The 13496-nt window shown below is 59.3% G+C and carries 15 protein-coding genes; 9 read left to right on the plus strand and 6 right to left on the minus strand.

Features of this window, described 5'->3' with window-relative positions; translation table 11 throughout:
- Nucleotides 1-117: 117 nt before the first annotated feature.
- A complete protein-coding gene (locus tag ACMXYI_RS30135; protein WP_415770733.1) occupies nt 118-714 on the minus strand; it encodes a tRNA-uridine aminocarboxypropyltransferase in 597 nt (198 codons plus the stop codon).
- A 4-nt stretch (nt 715-718) separates the two neighbouring features.
- Nucleotides 719-1612, minus strand: a complete 894-nt coding sequence (locus ACMXYI_RS30140; RefSeq protein WP_007945995.1) for a LysR family transcriptional regulator — start codon at nt 1610-1612, stop codon at nt 719-721.
- Nucleotides 1613-1911: 299 nt separating this feature from the next.
- Between ACMXYI_RS30140 and speB the strand changes: the two genes are divergently transcribed.
- The 6 genes from speB to ACMXYI_RS30170 all read left to right on the plus strand — a co-directional run bounded on the left by speB (nt 1912) and on the right by ACMXYI_RS30170 (nt 7493).
- Nucleotides 1912-2862 carry an agmatinase gene (speB, locus tag ACMXYI_RS30145; RefSeq protein WP_008153224.1) on the plus strand — a complete coding sequence of 317 codons (951 nt, stop codon included), beginning with the start codon at nt 1912-1914 and terminating at the stop codon, nt 2860-2862.
- A 9-nt stretch (nt 2863-2871) separates the two neighbouring features.
- On the plus strand, nt 2872-3279 hold the full coding sequence (locus ACMXYI_RS30150; RefSeq protein ID WP_415770735.1) for a YybH family protein: 408 nt from the start codon (nt 2872-2874) through the stop codon (nt 3277-3279).
- Nucleotides 3280-3333: 54 nt separating this feature from the next.
- On the plus strand, nt 3334-4842 hold the full coding sequence (locus tag ACMXYI_RS30155) for a purine-cytosine permease family protein (protein ID WP_415770737.1): 1509 nt from the start codon (nt 3334-3336) through the stop codon (nt 4840-4842).
- A gap of 153 nt (nt 4843-4995) precedes the next feature.
- On the plus strand, nt 4996-6375 hold the full coding sequence (locus tag ACMXYI_RS30160; RefSeq protein ID WP_415770739.1) for a sodium:solute symporter: 1380 nt from the start codon (nt 4996-4998) through the stop codon (nt 6373-6375).
- Between the two features lie 85 nt (nt 6376-6460).
- Nucleotides 6461-7186, plus strand: coding sequence for an MBL fold metallo-hydrolase (locus ACMXYI_RS30165; protein ID WP_415770741.1), 726 nt, complete (start codon nt 6461-6463; stop codon nt 7184-7186).
- A gap of 55 nt (nt 7187-7241) precedes the next feature.
- Entirely contained in the window at nt 7242-7493 is a 252-nt protein-coding gene (locus ACMXYI_RS30170; protein WP_415770743.1) for an acyl carrier protein, read from the plus strand.
- A gap of 120 nt (nt 7494-7613) precedes the next feature.
- Here the strand turns inward: ACMXYI_RS30170 and ACMXYI_RS30175 are convergent, their stop codons facing one another.
- Nucleotides 7614-7742, minus strand: a complete 129-nt coding sequence (locus ACMXYI_RS30175) for a PA1414 family protein (protein WP_007914492.1) — start codon at nt 7740-7742, stop codon at nt 7614-7616.
- A gap of 139 nt (nt 7743-7881) precedes the next feature.
- Complete coding sequence (gene ptrR, locus ACMXYI_RS30180) at nt 7882-8775, minus strand: putrescine utilization regulator PtrR (RefSeq protein ID WP_415770745.1); 894 nt, start codon at nt 8773-8775, stop codon at nt 7882-7884.
- Nucleotides 8776-8878: 103 nt separating this feature from the next.
- Between ptrR and ACMXYI_RS30185 the strand changes: the two genes are divergently transcribed.
- Complete coding sequence (locus ACMXYI_RS30185; protein ID WP_415770747.1) at nt 8879-10060, plus strand: MFS transporter; 1182 nt, start codon at nt 8879-8881, stop codon at nt 10058-10060.
- Here ACMXYI_RS30185 and ACMXYI_RS30190 read toward each other — a convergent pair.
- Nucleotides 10005-10937, minus strand: a complete 933-nt coding sequence (locus tag ACMXYI_RS30190) for a DMT family transporter (protein ID WP_415770749.1) — start codon at nt 10935-10937, stop codon at nt 10005-10007. The genes ACMXYI_RS30185 and ACMXYI_RS30190 overlap by 56 nt on opposite strands.
- Before the next feature lie 169 nt (nt 10938-11106).
- Nucleotides 11107-11943: a CvfB family protein gene (locus tag ACMXYI_RS30195; protein WP_033056115.1), complete on the minus strand. Its 837-nt coding sequence runs from the start codon at nt 11941-11943 to the stop codon at nt 11107-11109.
- Between the two features lie 351 nt (nt 11944-12294).
- Here ACMXYI_RS30195 and ACMXYI_RS30200 point away from each other — a divergent pair, with 351 nt between their 5' ends.
- Both ACMXYI_RS30200 and ACMXYI_RS30205 read left to right on the plus strand, forming a co-directional pair.
- Nucleotides 12295-12483, plus strand: a complete 189-nt coding sequence (locus ACMXYI_RS30200; RefSeq protein ID WP_017337097.1) for a hypothetical protein — start codon at nt 12295-12297, stop codon at nt 12481-12483.
- A gap of 217 nt (nt 12484-12700) precedes the next feature.
- On the plus strand, nt 12701-13417 hold the full coding sequence (locus tag ACMXYI_RS30205) for a TorF family putative porin (protein ID WP_415770751.1): 717 nt from the start codon (nt 12701-12703) through the stop codon (nt 13415-13417).
- Nucleotides 13418-13496: the final 79 nt, after the last annotated feature.

Below are 13496 nucleotides of genomic sequence, written 5' to 3' on the forward strand. Positions count from 1 at the left end.
CGGGATTTTCTGTGATTGTTCTATCGCCATCGCGAGCAAGCTCGCTCCCACAGGGGGCTGCGGTGATCAAAAATGTGGGAGCGAGCTTGCTCGCGATGAGGCCCGCACAGGCAATGATCATTTCGGCCCATGATTACGTTGAAAAACCTCCTCCCCCATCGCCGCAATTTGCCCCTCGATCAGTGCTTCGAATGGCTTTAACAACGACTCAAAAGAGGTTGGTGCTTCGAGGGTCTGCAACGCCTGAACAATCGCCTCCACCGTCGACAACGCACCCGGCCCCGGTGCCTTGCGCAATCGATATCTCGATACCGCGCCCTGCGCCAACGTCACCCTCGGCAACGCAGCCAACAACGGATTGAGGTGCAGCATCTTGCGCGCCTTGCGCCAGGTGCCGTCCGGAACCACCAACAACATCGGTTCATCATTTTGCGTGTAAGCCTGCAACGGCTGCGCATCATCAGCAGGAAAAAGCAGCCGCGCCTGATAGCCCGGTTGATTCAACAACGCTGGCAAATCCTCGAACACCTCGCCAACTATCAACTCGGCATTCTTCAACCCCAACGCCGCCAACCGCGCGGTGTTCAGCGCATGGTTCACTTCGCTGGGATGCTGCAACAACAGCACTCGGGTGCGGCTGTCGAGGCTCGGAATCAGCGGGCACAAACAGTGAGTTTGCGGGCGCAGGCAGCGCGGACATTGGATTCTGGACATTTTTTCAAGCCTGATTCAGTTGCGCTTTGAGCAGGTCGCGGAAGGTCTGGATCAACGGCTCGCGGCTGCGGCCACGACGCACGATCATCGAGAACGGCGCCTGATAGCCGAAGGTCGCCGGCAGCAGCACCCGCAGATCGCCCTTGTCAGCCCACGCCTGGGCGTAATGCTCCGGCAAGTAACCGATGTAGGCACCGGACAGCACCAGAATCAGCTGCGCTTCCATACTTTCCACCGTCGCCGCGCTGTGCTTGAAACCGTGGCGCGCCAGTTCCGCCTGGCTCCAGTAGCCGCGGCCAACCATGCGTTGCTGAGTGATGACTTGCTCGGGAATGCGCCGCTCGGTGAACAGCGGATGACGACTGCTGCAATACAACCAGTGTTGTTCGCGGTACAGCGGCATGTAGACCAGACCGCTCATGCGCGTGGAGAACGCGCCGATGGCCAGGTCGAGACGGTTGTCCTGCACGCCGAGTTGTAGCTCGTAAGGGCTCATCACCGAGAGGTGCAAATGCACGGCCGGGTGTTCCTGGCTGTAAGCGCCAATGGCTTCGGCGAAGGGCAAGGCCTTGTCGCTGACGGTGGAGTCGATGACGCCGAGGTTCAAGGTGCCGCGCAGTTCGCCCTTGAGCGCCGCGGCGTATTGCTCGAAGCCTTCGAGTTCGCCGAGCAGGCGCAGGGTTTCCTGGTGGAATAGCTCGCCCTTGCTGGTCAGGCTGAAACCACCCCGGCCGCGATGGCACAGGACCAGACCGAGGGCGGCTTCGAGCTGGCTCATGTAAGTGCTGATGGCCGAGGTCGAGAGGTTGAGCTCTTGCTGGGCGTTGGCAAACCCCTGATGGCGAACCACGCTGACGAAGATGCGCAACAGTTTCAGGTCGGGTAATGCGTTGGCCATGGTGACTCCATAGATCGTTCCCACGCTCTGCGTGGGAATGCAGCCTTGGACGCTCTGCGTCCGCTTCGACGGTGTGACGCGGAGCGTCACGGGATGCGTTCCCACGCAGAGCGTGGGAACGATCGGTATCAAGTCTATCGTCGCCCAAGCCATTAGTTTAGAAAAATCTGAACTAAGTATTTGCCCGTAGCGATTCTTCCCGGCCACTACATTTCGCAGAATCGGCCCACAGCGGTGCCCGTCACTTCCGTGAACGGCGCAACCGACATAAATAAAACAACGACGATGAGGCCTTACCCGTGGACAAGATTCTTCACCAACCACTGGGCGGCAATGAAATGCCGCGCTTCGGCGGCATCGCCACCATGATGCGACTCCCCCATGTGCCAACCGCTGCCGGTCTGGATGCTGCCTTCGTTGGCGTCCCGCTGGACATCGGCACCTCGCTGCGCCCAGGCACCCGTTTCGGACCTCGCGAAATCCGCGCTGAATCGGTGATGATCCGCCCGTACAACATGGCCACCGGCGCTGCACCGTTCGACTCGCTGTCGGTTGCCGACATCGGTGACGTGGCGATCAACACGTTCAACCTGCTGGACGCCGTACGGATCATCGAAGAGTCCTACCACAAAATCCTCGAACACAATGTGATCCCCCTGACCCTCGGCGGCGACCACACCATCACCCTGCCAATCCTGCGTGCGATTCATAAGAAGCACGGCAAGGTCGGCCTGGTGCACATCGACGCTCACGCCGACGTGAACGACCACATGTTCGGCGAGAAAATCGCCCACGGCACCACCTTCCGTCGCGCTGTCGAAGAAGGCCTTCTGGATCCGGACCGCGTGGTGCAAATCGGTCTGCGCGCTCAGGGTTACACCGCTGACGACTTCAACTGGAGCCGCAACCAGGGCTTCCGTGTGGTTCAGGCCGAAGAGTGCTGGCACAAATCCCTGGCACCGCTGATGGCCGAAGTTCGCGAGAAAGTCGGCGGCGGTCCGGTGTACCTGAGTTTCGACATCGACGGCATCGATCCAGCGTGGGCACCAGGTACCGGCACCCCGGAAATCGGTGGTCTGACGACCATTCAGGCGATTGAAATCGTTCGCGGTTGCCAAGGCCTCGACCTGGTCGGCTGCGATCTGGTAGAAGTCTCGCCCGCTTACGACACCACCGGCAACACCTCGCTGCTGGCCGCCAACCTGCTGTACGAAATGCTCTGCGTACTGCCTGGCGTGGTCCACCGCTGAGGATTGGTCGTGAACGAACGTGATCAGGTACTCAAGGCCGCTGCCGATCTGGTAACCGCCTTTGCCCGTAACGATCGCGAAGCCTACTTCGGCGCCTTCAGCGCCGATGCCAGCTTCGTGTTCTACACCCTCGAACAGCCCCTGCTGTCGCGCGATGCCTATCAGGCGTTGTGGGACACCTGGCGCTCGGAGGATGACTTCGAGGTGCTTTCGTGCACCTCGAGCAACGCCTTCGTCAGCCTGCAGGGTGACGTGGCGATTTTCATCCATGACGTGGCCACCGAGCTGCGCATGCAAGGGGAGCAACACTTCAGCCAGGAGCGCGAGACGATTGTGTTTCGCCGACAACAACAAGGCCTATGGCTGGCCTGCCACGAACATTTGTCCGCGATGCCGGAAGGGCTGCCAACCCCTTAGCCAAACAGGTGACGCTCACACACGATGAGCGCGCCTTTATGATCGGAGCTGATCATGAATAACAACAACAAAGACCAAAGCCTTACGCACATTGAAACCTACGGGGTCGAACAGATCCCGGACAGCGAACGCACCGCAGGCCCGACGGATTTGTTCCGGATGATCTTCGGTGGTTCCAACACTTTTGCCACCGCCGTGCTCGGCAGTTTCCCGGTACTGTTCGGCCTGTCTTTTCAGGCGGGCGTCTGGGCGATTGTGCTGGGTGTGTTGCTGGGCTCGCTGATCCTCGCGCCCATGGGCCTGTTCGGCCCGATCAATGGCACAAACAACGCAGTGTCTTCCGGTGCGCACTTCGGCGTGCACGGGCGGATCGTCGGTTCGTTTCTGTCGCTGTTGACCGCCATCGCCTTCTTCTCGCTCTCGGTGTGGAGTTCGGGTGATGCGCTGATCGGTGGCGCCAAACGCCTGATCGGACTTCCGGAAACCGACCTGACCCTGGGCCTGGCCTACGGTCTGTTCGCGATCCTGGTGCTGACCGTTTGCATCTACGGCTTCCGCTTCCTGCTGTGGGTCAACAAGATCGCGGTGTGGAGTGCCAGCCTGTTGTTCCTGCTGGGCATCTTCGCCTTCGTCGGTCCGTTCGATGTGAACTACGCCGGCACCGTCAGCATGGGTCAACCGGGTTTCTGGGCGGCCTTCATCGGCGCGGCGCTGGTGGCGATGAGCAACCCGATTTCCTTCGGCGCGTTTCTCGGTGACTGGTCGCGTTACATCCCGCGTGACACCTCCAAGCGCCGCATCATGGCCGCCGTGGTGATCTCGCAGATCGCAACCTTCATCCCGTTCCTGTTCGGCCTCGCCACCGCCACCATCGTAGCGATCAAGGCGCCGGACTACATCGCCGCCAACAACTACGTCGGCGGCCTGCTGGCCGTTTCGCCGAGCTGGTTCTTCCTGCCGGTGTGCCTGATCGCGGTGATCGGCGGCATGTCCACCGGCACCACTTCGCTCTATGGCACCGGGCTGGACATGTCCAGCGTGTTCCCACGGGTACTGTCGCGGGTCAAGGCCACTCTGCTGATCGGTGTGATGTCGATTGCCTTCATCTTCATCGGGCGCTTTGCAGCGAACCTGGTGCAGAGCGTATCGACCTTCGCCGTGCTGATCATCACCTGCACCACTCCTTGGATGGTGATCATGATCATCGGCCTGCTGGTGCGTCGCGGCTTCTACTGCCCGGACGACCTGCAAGTGTTCACCCGCGGCGAGAAAGGTGGTCGTTACTGGTTCACCCATGGCTGGAACTGGCGTGGGCTGGGTGCCTGGATCCCGAGTGCTGCGGTGGGCTTGTGCTTTGTGAACCTGCCTGGGCAGTTCGTGGGTCCGCTCGGTGAACTGGCCGGCGGCATCGACATCAGCTTGCCGGTCACCCTTGGCCTGGCGTCGCTGGTGTACCTGGCGCTGTTGAGCCTGTTCCCGGAATCGGCCGCGGTGTTCGGTCCAAACGATCCACGCAGCAAGGGCACGGCGCTCGCTAAACCAGCGGTGCGACAAGTCGCCTGATTAAACGCATTACCTGTGGGAGCGTGGCTTGCCCGCGATGAACGATGACGCGGTGTCTCTGAGAGACCGCAGCGCCTGAATCGCGAGCAAGCTCGCTCCCACAAGGGATTGATTTTCGCCTCACATAAAAAAGACAATCGGAGACACGCCATCATGGCATTGGATTTATTCGTCGTACTCATCTACGCCGCCGCGATGCTGATACTCGGCTACTACGGCATGCGCAAGGCCAAGACCAACGAAGACTTTTTGGTCGCCGGTCGTAACCTCGGCCCGAGCCTGTACATGGGCACCATGGCCGCCACCGTTCTGGGCGGCGCGTCCACCGTCGGCACCGTACGCCTGGGCTACGTCCATGGCATCTCCGGTTTCTGGCTCTGCGCAGCACTGGGTTGCGGGATCGTCGCGCTGAACCTGTTCCTCGCCAAACCGCTGCTGAAACTGAAGATCTACACCGTTACCCAGGTATTGGAAAAACGCTACAACCCGATGGCCCGCTCCGCGAGCGCGGTGATCATGCTGGCGTACGCGCTGATGATCGGCGTGGTTTCGATCCTGGCCATTGGCACTGTGCTGCAAGTGCTGTTCGACCTGCCGTTCTGGCTGTCCGTATTGGTCGGCGGTGGCGTGGTGGTGATTTATTCGGCGATCGGCGGCATGTGGTCCCTGACCCTGACCGACATCGTCCAGTTCGTGATCAAGACCGTGGGCCTGATGTTCATCCTGTTGCCAATCTGCCTATACCGCGTCGGTGGTTGGGATGAGTTGGTGTTGAAACTGCCGGCCACCGCCTTCAGCTTCACCACGATTGGCTGGGACACCATCATCACCTACTTCATGATCTACTTCTTCGGGATCCTGATCGGCCAGGACATCTGGCAGCGTGTGTTCACCGTCAAGAGCGCCAAAGTGGCTCAGGTCGCCGGTACATTCGCAGGCTTCTACTGCATCCTTTACGGACTGGCCTGCGCCCTGATCGGCATGGCCGCTCATGTGCTGATCCCGGACCTGGACAACGTCAACAACGCCTTCGCCGCCATCGTCAAACTGTCCCTGCCGGACGGTATCCGTGGCCTGGTGATTGCGGCTGCCCTGGCGGCCATGATGTCCACCGCCAGCGCCGGCCTGCTCGCCGCCGCCACCACCCTGACCGAAGACCTGCTGCCGAAACTGCGCGGCGGTAAACAGTCGACTCTGGGCATCAACCGCCTGTTCACCCTGCTGACCGGCATCGTGGTACTCGGCATCGCTCTGGTCGTGAATGACGTGATCAGCGCCCTGACCCTGGCGTACAACCTGCTGGTGGGCGGCATGCTGATCCCGCTGATCGGTGCGATTTTCTGGAAACGCGCAAACACCGCCGGCGCTATCGCCAGCATGGGCATGGGCTTCGCCACAGCGTTGCTGTTCATGTTCAAAGACGGTCTGGATGCCAACACCCCGATCTACTACAGCCTCGGCGTAGGTCTGGTGAGTTTCGTGGTGGTCAGCTTGCTGTCCCCTCGCCCTGCAGTGGTAGCCAGAGCCGCCTAAGCTGAACATAACGACTTGATGCTTTCTTCGACGGGTGTGGCGTCGGTTGCCACACCCGTTTTTTTTCGTCTGGAGAAAATCGTTTATGAAGATCGTCAGCCGCGATCAATGGTTCGAGGTGAAACAGCTCAGTGACGGCATTCGCCTGATTCACGAGCCTTACATCCGCCCCTTCTATCGCTGCAACCTCTGGCACATCCAGGGTCGCGACAAGGACTTGCTACTGGACAGCGGTTCCGGGCTGGTCAGCCTGCGCGAGCAACTGCCGTGGATCACCGAACGGCCGCTGGTAGCCGTGGCCAGTCATTGCCATTTCGACCACATCGCCGGTCATCACGAATTCCCCGAACGGCTGGTGCATCCGGCTGAGGCGGACATCCTCGCTGCCCCCGACGGCGACAACGATTTGAGCAAAGCCTTTGTCGGCGACGACATGTTCGAGGCTCACCCCGATTGCCCGTTGTGCTACGCCGAATACCGGGTCAAAGCCGCACCAGCCACAGGTTTGATCGAAGAAGGCGACGTGCTGGATCTGGGCAACCGCACGCTGCAAGTGCTGCACACGCCGGGGCATTCACCGGGCGGTATCAGCCTGTATGAAGCGGCGACCGAGACGCTATTCAGCGGCGACATCATCTACGACGGGCCGTTGATCGAAGACGCCTACCACTCCAACCTCGACGACTACGCCCACAGCCTGCAGCGTTTGCGCGAGTTGCCGATTCGAACGGTGCACGGCGGGCATTTCGGGAGTTTTTCCGGGGAACATTTGCGCACGATGATTGACGAGTGGCAGCGCTTGCACGCCTGAAGCCTGCTGTACTCAGCCCCAGGGACAACAATAATAACGCCCTCGAAGAACCACCATGAAAAGAGCTGCCGTTCGTGCTGTCGTACATCGTTTCATCCGCCGCCTGCTGGAGGGTCAGGATGACTTCGACGACAACGCGAGCCTGGCGCAATTGGGATTGGATAAAGAAGATATCGAAGAGCTGATCTTCCATCTGGAAGATGAGTTGGGTTTGACGGCGTTTACGGCTGAGGAAGATCAGATGCTCAAGAACGCCAAGACGGCGAATGACTTGAGTCGGTTTTTGATGGAGATCGGAAGGCATTGACCTGTAGACCGCCAAGATCGCAGCCTTCGGCAGCTCCTACAGTTACACGGGCAATCGCAGCATTGGCGTTACTCCCTGTAGGAGCTGCCGAAGGCTGCGATCTTTTAGGCCTTGACGCGTTTACCGGCGGCGCTGCTGGCGTCGGCGTTGTTCGTCGTCAGTGCGAATAGGCACAGGTTGCAGTGGCGGTTCGATCAAACCGAGTGCAACACCCAGGTCGTGCAGCCAGTTTTGGATTTTCTCTTTCATGGTGCCCCCTTCAGGGTAGTGCCGAGTGGCCAAAATTCTGTAGCCACTTCGCACTGATAATAGTCCGAAGTCCTACGCAATGCTCGCCCAAAGTCGCAATGATCTGTTACTGAATTGATCAAAATACCTGACCGATAGTTCAAGCCATCGCCCAAGCCTGACTCGGCGCCGACGGATAGACCAATTGTTGCTGCTCAAGCCAGGCGTTCAAGTTCGCCCCAACCATGCCTCTGCGCCACATCAGCCATGTGGTGGCACTGGCAAATGGCTCGGCCAACGGATGCACCGCCACGCTTTCGCGGCCCGGCAGGCTGGCGAGCATCGACTCCGACATCAGCGCCACGCCTGAGCCGGCGATCACGCAAGCGAGCATCCCCGGATAAGACTCGATTTCCATCGCCCGGCCCATGGCTGCGTGGGAATGGGAGAACCAGGCTTCCAGGCGCATCCGGTAGGAACAACCCTGCCGAAACGTGAACACCGAGCGCCCTTCCACATCCAGCGCGCTGAGGATCGGCGGGTGATCGGCCTCGCTGATCAGCACCAGCCGTTCGTCGCACAACGGCACGCCGTCGAGCCCGGCCAGTTCCAGCGGACCGTCCACCAACGCCGCATCGAGACGCCCGGTGAGCAATCCTTCAAGCAATTCGCCGCTTGGCCCGGACTGCACTTGCAGGTTCACCGCCGGGTAAGTGCGGTGATAACGCGCCAACAACCCCGGCAGATGAATCGCCGCCGTGCTGTACATGGTGCCGAGTACGAAGTCCCCGGCCGGTTGCCCGCCCTGCACCGCCGCTTGAGCTTCGTCGCGCAGATTGAACAACTTGGCGGTGTAGTCCAGCAGGACTTTTCCTGCAGGCGACAACTGCAAACGCTGACGTTCACGCACGAACAGTTCTACGCCGAGTTGCTCTTCCATCTGTTTAAGCCGGGTCGACAGGTTCGATGGCACCCGGTGCAGGCGTTCGGCAGCGCGGGTGATGGAGCCCTCCTGCGCTACAGCCTGGAAAATCCGCAATTGGCTGAATTCCACGCCATTCTCCAAATCAGAACAAGTTACTCACTATTATTCATTTTAAAAGAAAGTCAATCAGTCCTAGCCTGACGGTCATTGATCCTCTGTTGGAATTCAGACTATGTCCCCTCTGATTCGCTTACTCGCCAGTTTCATCGCCCTGATGATGGCCATGGGCATCGGGCGTTTCGCCCTCACGCCTCAGTTGCCGCACCTGCTGAGCGAGGGTCAGATCGACCTGACCGCCGCCGGTCTGATTGCTGCGGCCAACTACCTCGGCTACTTCGTTGGCGCGGTGGACGCGATGTTCTCCCGCCGTCCCGATCAGGTTCGTCGGCGGCTGCTGGGTGGTTTGTGGCTCTGTGTACTGCTGACCCTGGCGTCGTTCTGGGCCAACGGGTTTTGGTCCCATCTGGTGCTGCGGTTCGGCACCGGCGTGGCCAGCGCCTGGGTGTTGGTGATGATCACCGCGTTGAGCCAGCCACTGGCCGCGGCGGCCGGTCGCCCACGGCTTGGCGCCCTGGTATTTGCCGGACCGGGTTTGGGGATTTTTCTGACGGGGTTGTTAGCCTTGGGGTCGAACCTGCTGGGTCAGACTTCTGCAACGTTGTGGCTGGTGTATGCCGGCGTCGCGTTGGTGATGCTGTTGGGAATTCTGCCGTTCCTGCCGCAACCGACCGCCACGGTGGCAGCAGCAGCGACCGTTACTACGTCAGGTAACCAAGGCATTGGCCGCTTAGGTGTGATCTACGCCTTGTACGGTTTGGGCTACATCATCCCGGCCACTTTCCTCTCGCAAATGGCCAACGCGCAGTTTCACGGTCAATGGATGGCTGATCTGTTCTGGCCGTGCTTCGGCCTGGCGGCCGCTATCGGCGTGGTGCTGGTGAGTTTGCGTCGACATAACCCGAACGCTACCCGTCATTGGCTGATGGCGACGTTGTGGCTGCAAGCCGCCGGGGTCTTCGCTTGCTTGTTGGGCAGCGGCCCAGGCCTGGCCTTGGGCGTGATCCTCTGCGGCACGCCGTTCCTGGCCTGCATGCAGCTGGTGATGCAACGTTCCCGGGAACTGGCGCCCCACGCCACCCAGCGCAACGCCGGGATGCTGACGGCGTGCTTTGCCGTGGGCCAGCTCAGCGGGCCGTTGCTGGCGGCGCTGAGCAGCCACTTCAGTGGTGGTTTGCAGCCAGCGCTGGTGTTCGCTGGCTGTGGTTTGTTGGTGGCTGGCGGTTTGCTGCTAAGCCCGGTTACTGCTGCCCGAGGGCTTTGCGCAAACGACGGCGCACCCACTGCTCAGCGCTGACAAACGTGATGCCCAGCAACACCAGCACCGCGCCGACAACGAAGTTGAAGCTCAGCTCTTCGCCCAGCAGCACCACACCGAACGTGACGCCGAACAACGGCGTCATGAACGAAAACACCGCCAGGTTCGCCGCCAGATAACGGCGCAACAGCCAAAACCAGGTCAGGTAACTGAAGAACGACACCACCAATCCCTGAAACAACACACTGGCCACCGCGACCGTGGTCAAGCTGACATGGGTGACCTGGCCGCTGAGGATCGCGATCAGCAACAGGCCTACGAAACCGATAATCAATTGATAGAACAGCGTCAGCGTCACCGGCGCTTCCGACAGGCGCGAAGCGCGCACCACCACCGTGGTTGCCCCCCATGACGCGCCAGCCAGCACGCCCAAGGCATCGCCCATCAACATGCGGTGATCGAGGTTGTCCCAGGAAACCCCACCGGCAAAGGCGATGGCGATCCCGACGAAGGCGAGGAAAATCCCCAGCCATTGGACCGGTCTTAAACGCTCACTCGGCAACAGCCAATGAACGCCCAATGCAGTGAAGATCGGCGCGGTGTAAAGGAACACCGACATGTGCGCGGCGGTGGTGAGTTGCAAGCCTTCGGAAATGAAGAAGAACTCCAGGCCAAAAAGCGCGCCAGCCAGTAGTCCACCGCGCCAGGTGTTGCCCACTTGATCCCAGCCGCCCTTCCAGCAGATCAACAATCCTACGAGCAACGCGGAAATACCCGAGCGCCCGGCGGCCTGCATGACCGGCGCGATGTCTGGCGCCGCCCACTTGATCATCACCTGCTGAATACCCCAGATCAGGCACAACCCAATCATCACTTGCAGGGCAAACCCATCGGCGCTGCGCCGGGTGGCGCTCACCGGAACACCTCGACAACACAATCCATGGCAGAGACTCGACAGTGCAGTGAACGTACATGCAGGGGACCCATGCCGGTAGGAGCTGCCGCAGGCTGCGATCTTTTGATCTTGATCTTTTACAGTCAAAAGATCGCAGCCTGCGGCAGCTCCTACAGGGGCCGGCGTCAGGTCAGCTCAGTTCTATGCGATCAGCGTGAATGACGATCTGGCCGTTCTTGTACAACGCACCGATGGCTTTCTTGAAGTTGCCCTTGCTCACGCCAAACATACTGCTGATCACCGTCGGGTCGCTCTTGTCGCTGACCGGCAGGCTGCCATTGTTGTCGCGCAACTTGGCGAGAATCTTCGAGTTCAGGCTGGTGGCGGCTTCTTCGCCGACCGGTTGCAGGCTCAGGCTGATCTTGCCGTCGGCACGGACTTCTTTGATAAAGCCCTTCTCTTCTTTACCGGCGCGCATGAACTTGAAGATTTCGTTCTTGTGGATCAGACCCCAATGCTTGTTGTTGATGATCGCCTTGAAGCCCATATCGGTGGCTTCGGCAACCAGCAAATCAACTTCCTGGCCAGGGGTGTAGTTGGCCGGGGTCTTGTCGAGGTAGCGGTCCAGACGCGCCGTCGCGGTGATGCGGCGGGTGTGCTTGTCGAGGTAGACGTGTACCACGACATATTCACCGGCGGTCATCTGGCGCTTTTCTTCGGAGTACGGCAGCAACAGATCCTTCGGCAAACCCCAATCCAGGAAAACACCGATGCTGTTGACTTCAACGACTTTTAAACTGGCGAATTCACCGACTTGAACTTTCGGCTTTTCGGTAGTTGCGATGAGTTTGTCATCGCTGTCCAGATAAATAAAAACGTTGAGCCAGTCTTCATCTTCGCTGGGAATATCTTTGGGAATATAACGATTAGGCAGGAGGATTTCGCCATCCGCGCCACCGTCCAGATATAAACCGAAGTTAGTGTGTTTAACCACTTGCAAACTGTTGTAGCGCCCGACTAAAGCCATTTCCAATACCCTCATTGCGTGGGCGGCATTCTACCCGGTTTTGCGGGCCGCGTTCGCTGGCCAGCCCGGTGGCGCAAGAAAATCCTCTGAAGGGCTTAATTTTCCTGGGCTTTACCGCACGCGCCTGGCCGCTCGTCAGGCCGTTCTGGCGATTTTCGCACCTGTCCGCCGGGCGGAAAACAGTAATTTTTCACGATCGTTCTTAGTTAAAACAGCAGCTTAGAGGCCTATTCAGAATAATAACTTGTGATTAATTCTTCATCTGCCCTGTGTATTTCGGGGGGATATTTACCAAGCAATTGTCAAGTATTTCCTGTACGATGCCTGGCCAAGTTAATTTTCTATAGGTTAATGGCCGCCATGCGTGTAAAAGCATCCAACAGCAAAGCAAAGCCAGCTCCAGCCGTTGAAACCAGCGAATCGATCAACAACCAGATTGCTGCGTTCCTCAAGTCCGGCGGAGAGATCCAGCAAATTGCCAAAGGCGTCAGCGGCCAGACGTTCGGCCCGTCCAAGCAGATCACCCTGGGCAAGAAGTAACTTCCCCAAGATCCGCCGCGTCACCTGGTCCCTAAGCGCTTTGAGCTTCGAAGCGCTTGGACTGGAACCTCCTCGCAACACCCCGCCAAACACATCAATATTTCAAAAATCGACGAACGGCCCTCGATGCCGAGCATTCGCCGGTATGCTTGCACACGTCTAGATCAAGCGTTTCAGTAGGTTTCAGTTCCTGCTCCTCGCTGTCATGGAGTGACGCATGCTCAAACCCTCCTATTTGTTGCTCGGCAGCCTGCTGTCGTGTTCGCTCGCCAATGCGCAAATCTTTCAGCGTGAACTGGGCGACTTCGATCTCAAACTCGGCACCACCCCCAGCCGCAGCATGGCCCAGGGGCTGGTCAAACCTTCCAGCACCGGCTCCTTCCACGGTGGTCTCGACCTGAGTCACGACAGCGGTTTTTACGTGGGCCAATGGGCACCGAGCATGGGTTTAACGCCTGGGGCCAACCTTGAAGTCGACTCCTACATGGGCTTTAAACAGCCTTTCGACAATACCCTCGGGTACGAAGTCGGCATGATCCGTTACAGCTATCCGAAAGTGGACACCCTCGACAGCCAGGAGCTTTTCGGTGGTCTGACCTTTCTGGGCAGCCGTTTCGGCGCAGCCTTCAGCAACGACCCGGACAAACAGAACAGCACCGTTTTCGCCGACCTGGGCGGCAATCAGCCGTTTGGCATCGGCATCAGCATGAAATACACCACCCACCAGCTCAACACGCCGGTGTCCGTCGACGGTGGATATGTAGGCAGTTTCACCGACTGGTCAGTGCAATTTTCCCGCCCGTTCATGGGCGTCGATCTGAACCTGATCTACAGTGATTCCAGCTTGAGCGGCAACAGTTGCTCCGCCTATTCCGGGCACAACAGCCAATGCGACGGGCTGGTCACCCTCAAGGCCGAACGCGCCTTTTATTGATCGGCTGAACTGCGAGGCTCATCCTGCGTTCACATAGAGAAGCCCATTAAAAAGCCAGGCCTTCGCAAAGGATTCGCCC

The organism is Pseudomonas lyxosi (genome assembly GCF_047758685.1).
Taxonomy (GTDB): domain Bacteria; phylum Pseudomonadota; class Gammaproteobacteria; order Pseudomonadales; family Pseudomonadaceae; genus Aquipseudomonas; species Aquipseudomonas lyxosi.

Coding starts and splice junctions, on each gene's coding strand:
- ACMXYI_RS30135 (WP_415770733.1), bottom strand. CDS start 714: ATGTCCAGAATCCAATGTCCGCGCTGCCTGCGCCCGCAAACTCACTGT.
- ACMXYI_RS30140 (WP_007945995.1), bottom strand. CDS start 1,612: ATGGCCAACGCATTACCCGACCTGAAACTGTTGCGCATCTTCGTCAGC.
- ACMXYI_RS30155 (WP_415770737.1), top strand. CDS start 3,334: ATGAATAACAACAACAAAGACCAAAGCCTTACGCACATTGAAACCTAC.
- ACMXYI_RS30160 (WP_415770739.1), top strand. CDS start 4,996: ATGGCATTGGATTTATTCGTCGTACTCATCTACGCCGCCGCGATGCTG.
- ACMXYI_RS30165 (WP_415770741.1), top strand. CDS start 6,461: ATGAAGATCGTCAGCCGCGATCAATGGTTCGAGGTGAAACAGCTCAGT.
- ACMXYI_RS30170 (WP_415770743.1), top strand. CDS start 7,242: ATGAAAAGAGCTGCCGTTCGTGCTGTCGTACATCGTTTCATCCGCCGC.
- ACMXYI_RS30175 (WP_007914492.1), bottom strand. CDS start 7,742: ATGAAAGAGAAAATCCAAAACTGGCTGCACGACCTGGGTGTTGCACTC.
- ACMXYI_RS30185 (WP_415770747.1), top strand. CDS start 8,879: ATGTCCCCTCTGATTCGCTTACTCGCCAGTTTCATCGCCCTGATGATG.
- ACMXYI_RS30195 (WP_033056115.1), bottom strand. CDS start 11,943: ATGGCTTTAGTCGGGCGCTACAACAGTTTGCAAGTGGTTAAACACACT.
- ACMXYI_RS30200 (WP_017337097.1), top strand. CDS start 12,295: ATGGCCGCCATGCGTGTAAAAGCATCCAACAGCAAAGCAAAGCCAGCT.
- ACMXYI_RS30205 (WP_415770751.1), top strand. CDS start 12,701: ATGCTCAAACCCTCCTATTTGTTGCTCGGCAGCCTGCTGTCGTGTTCG.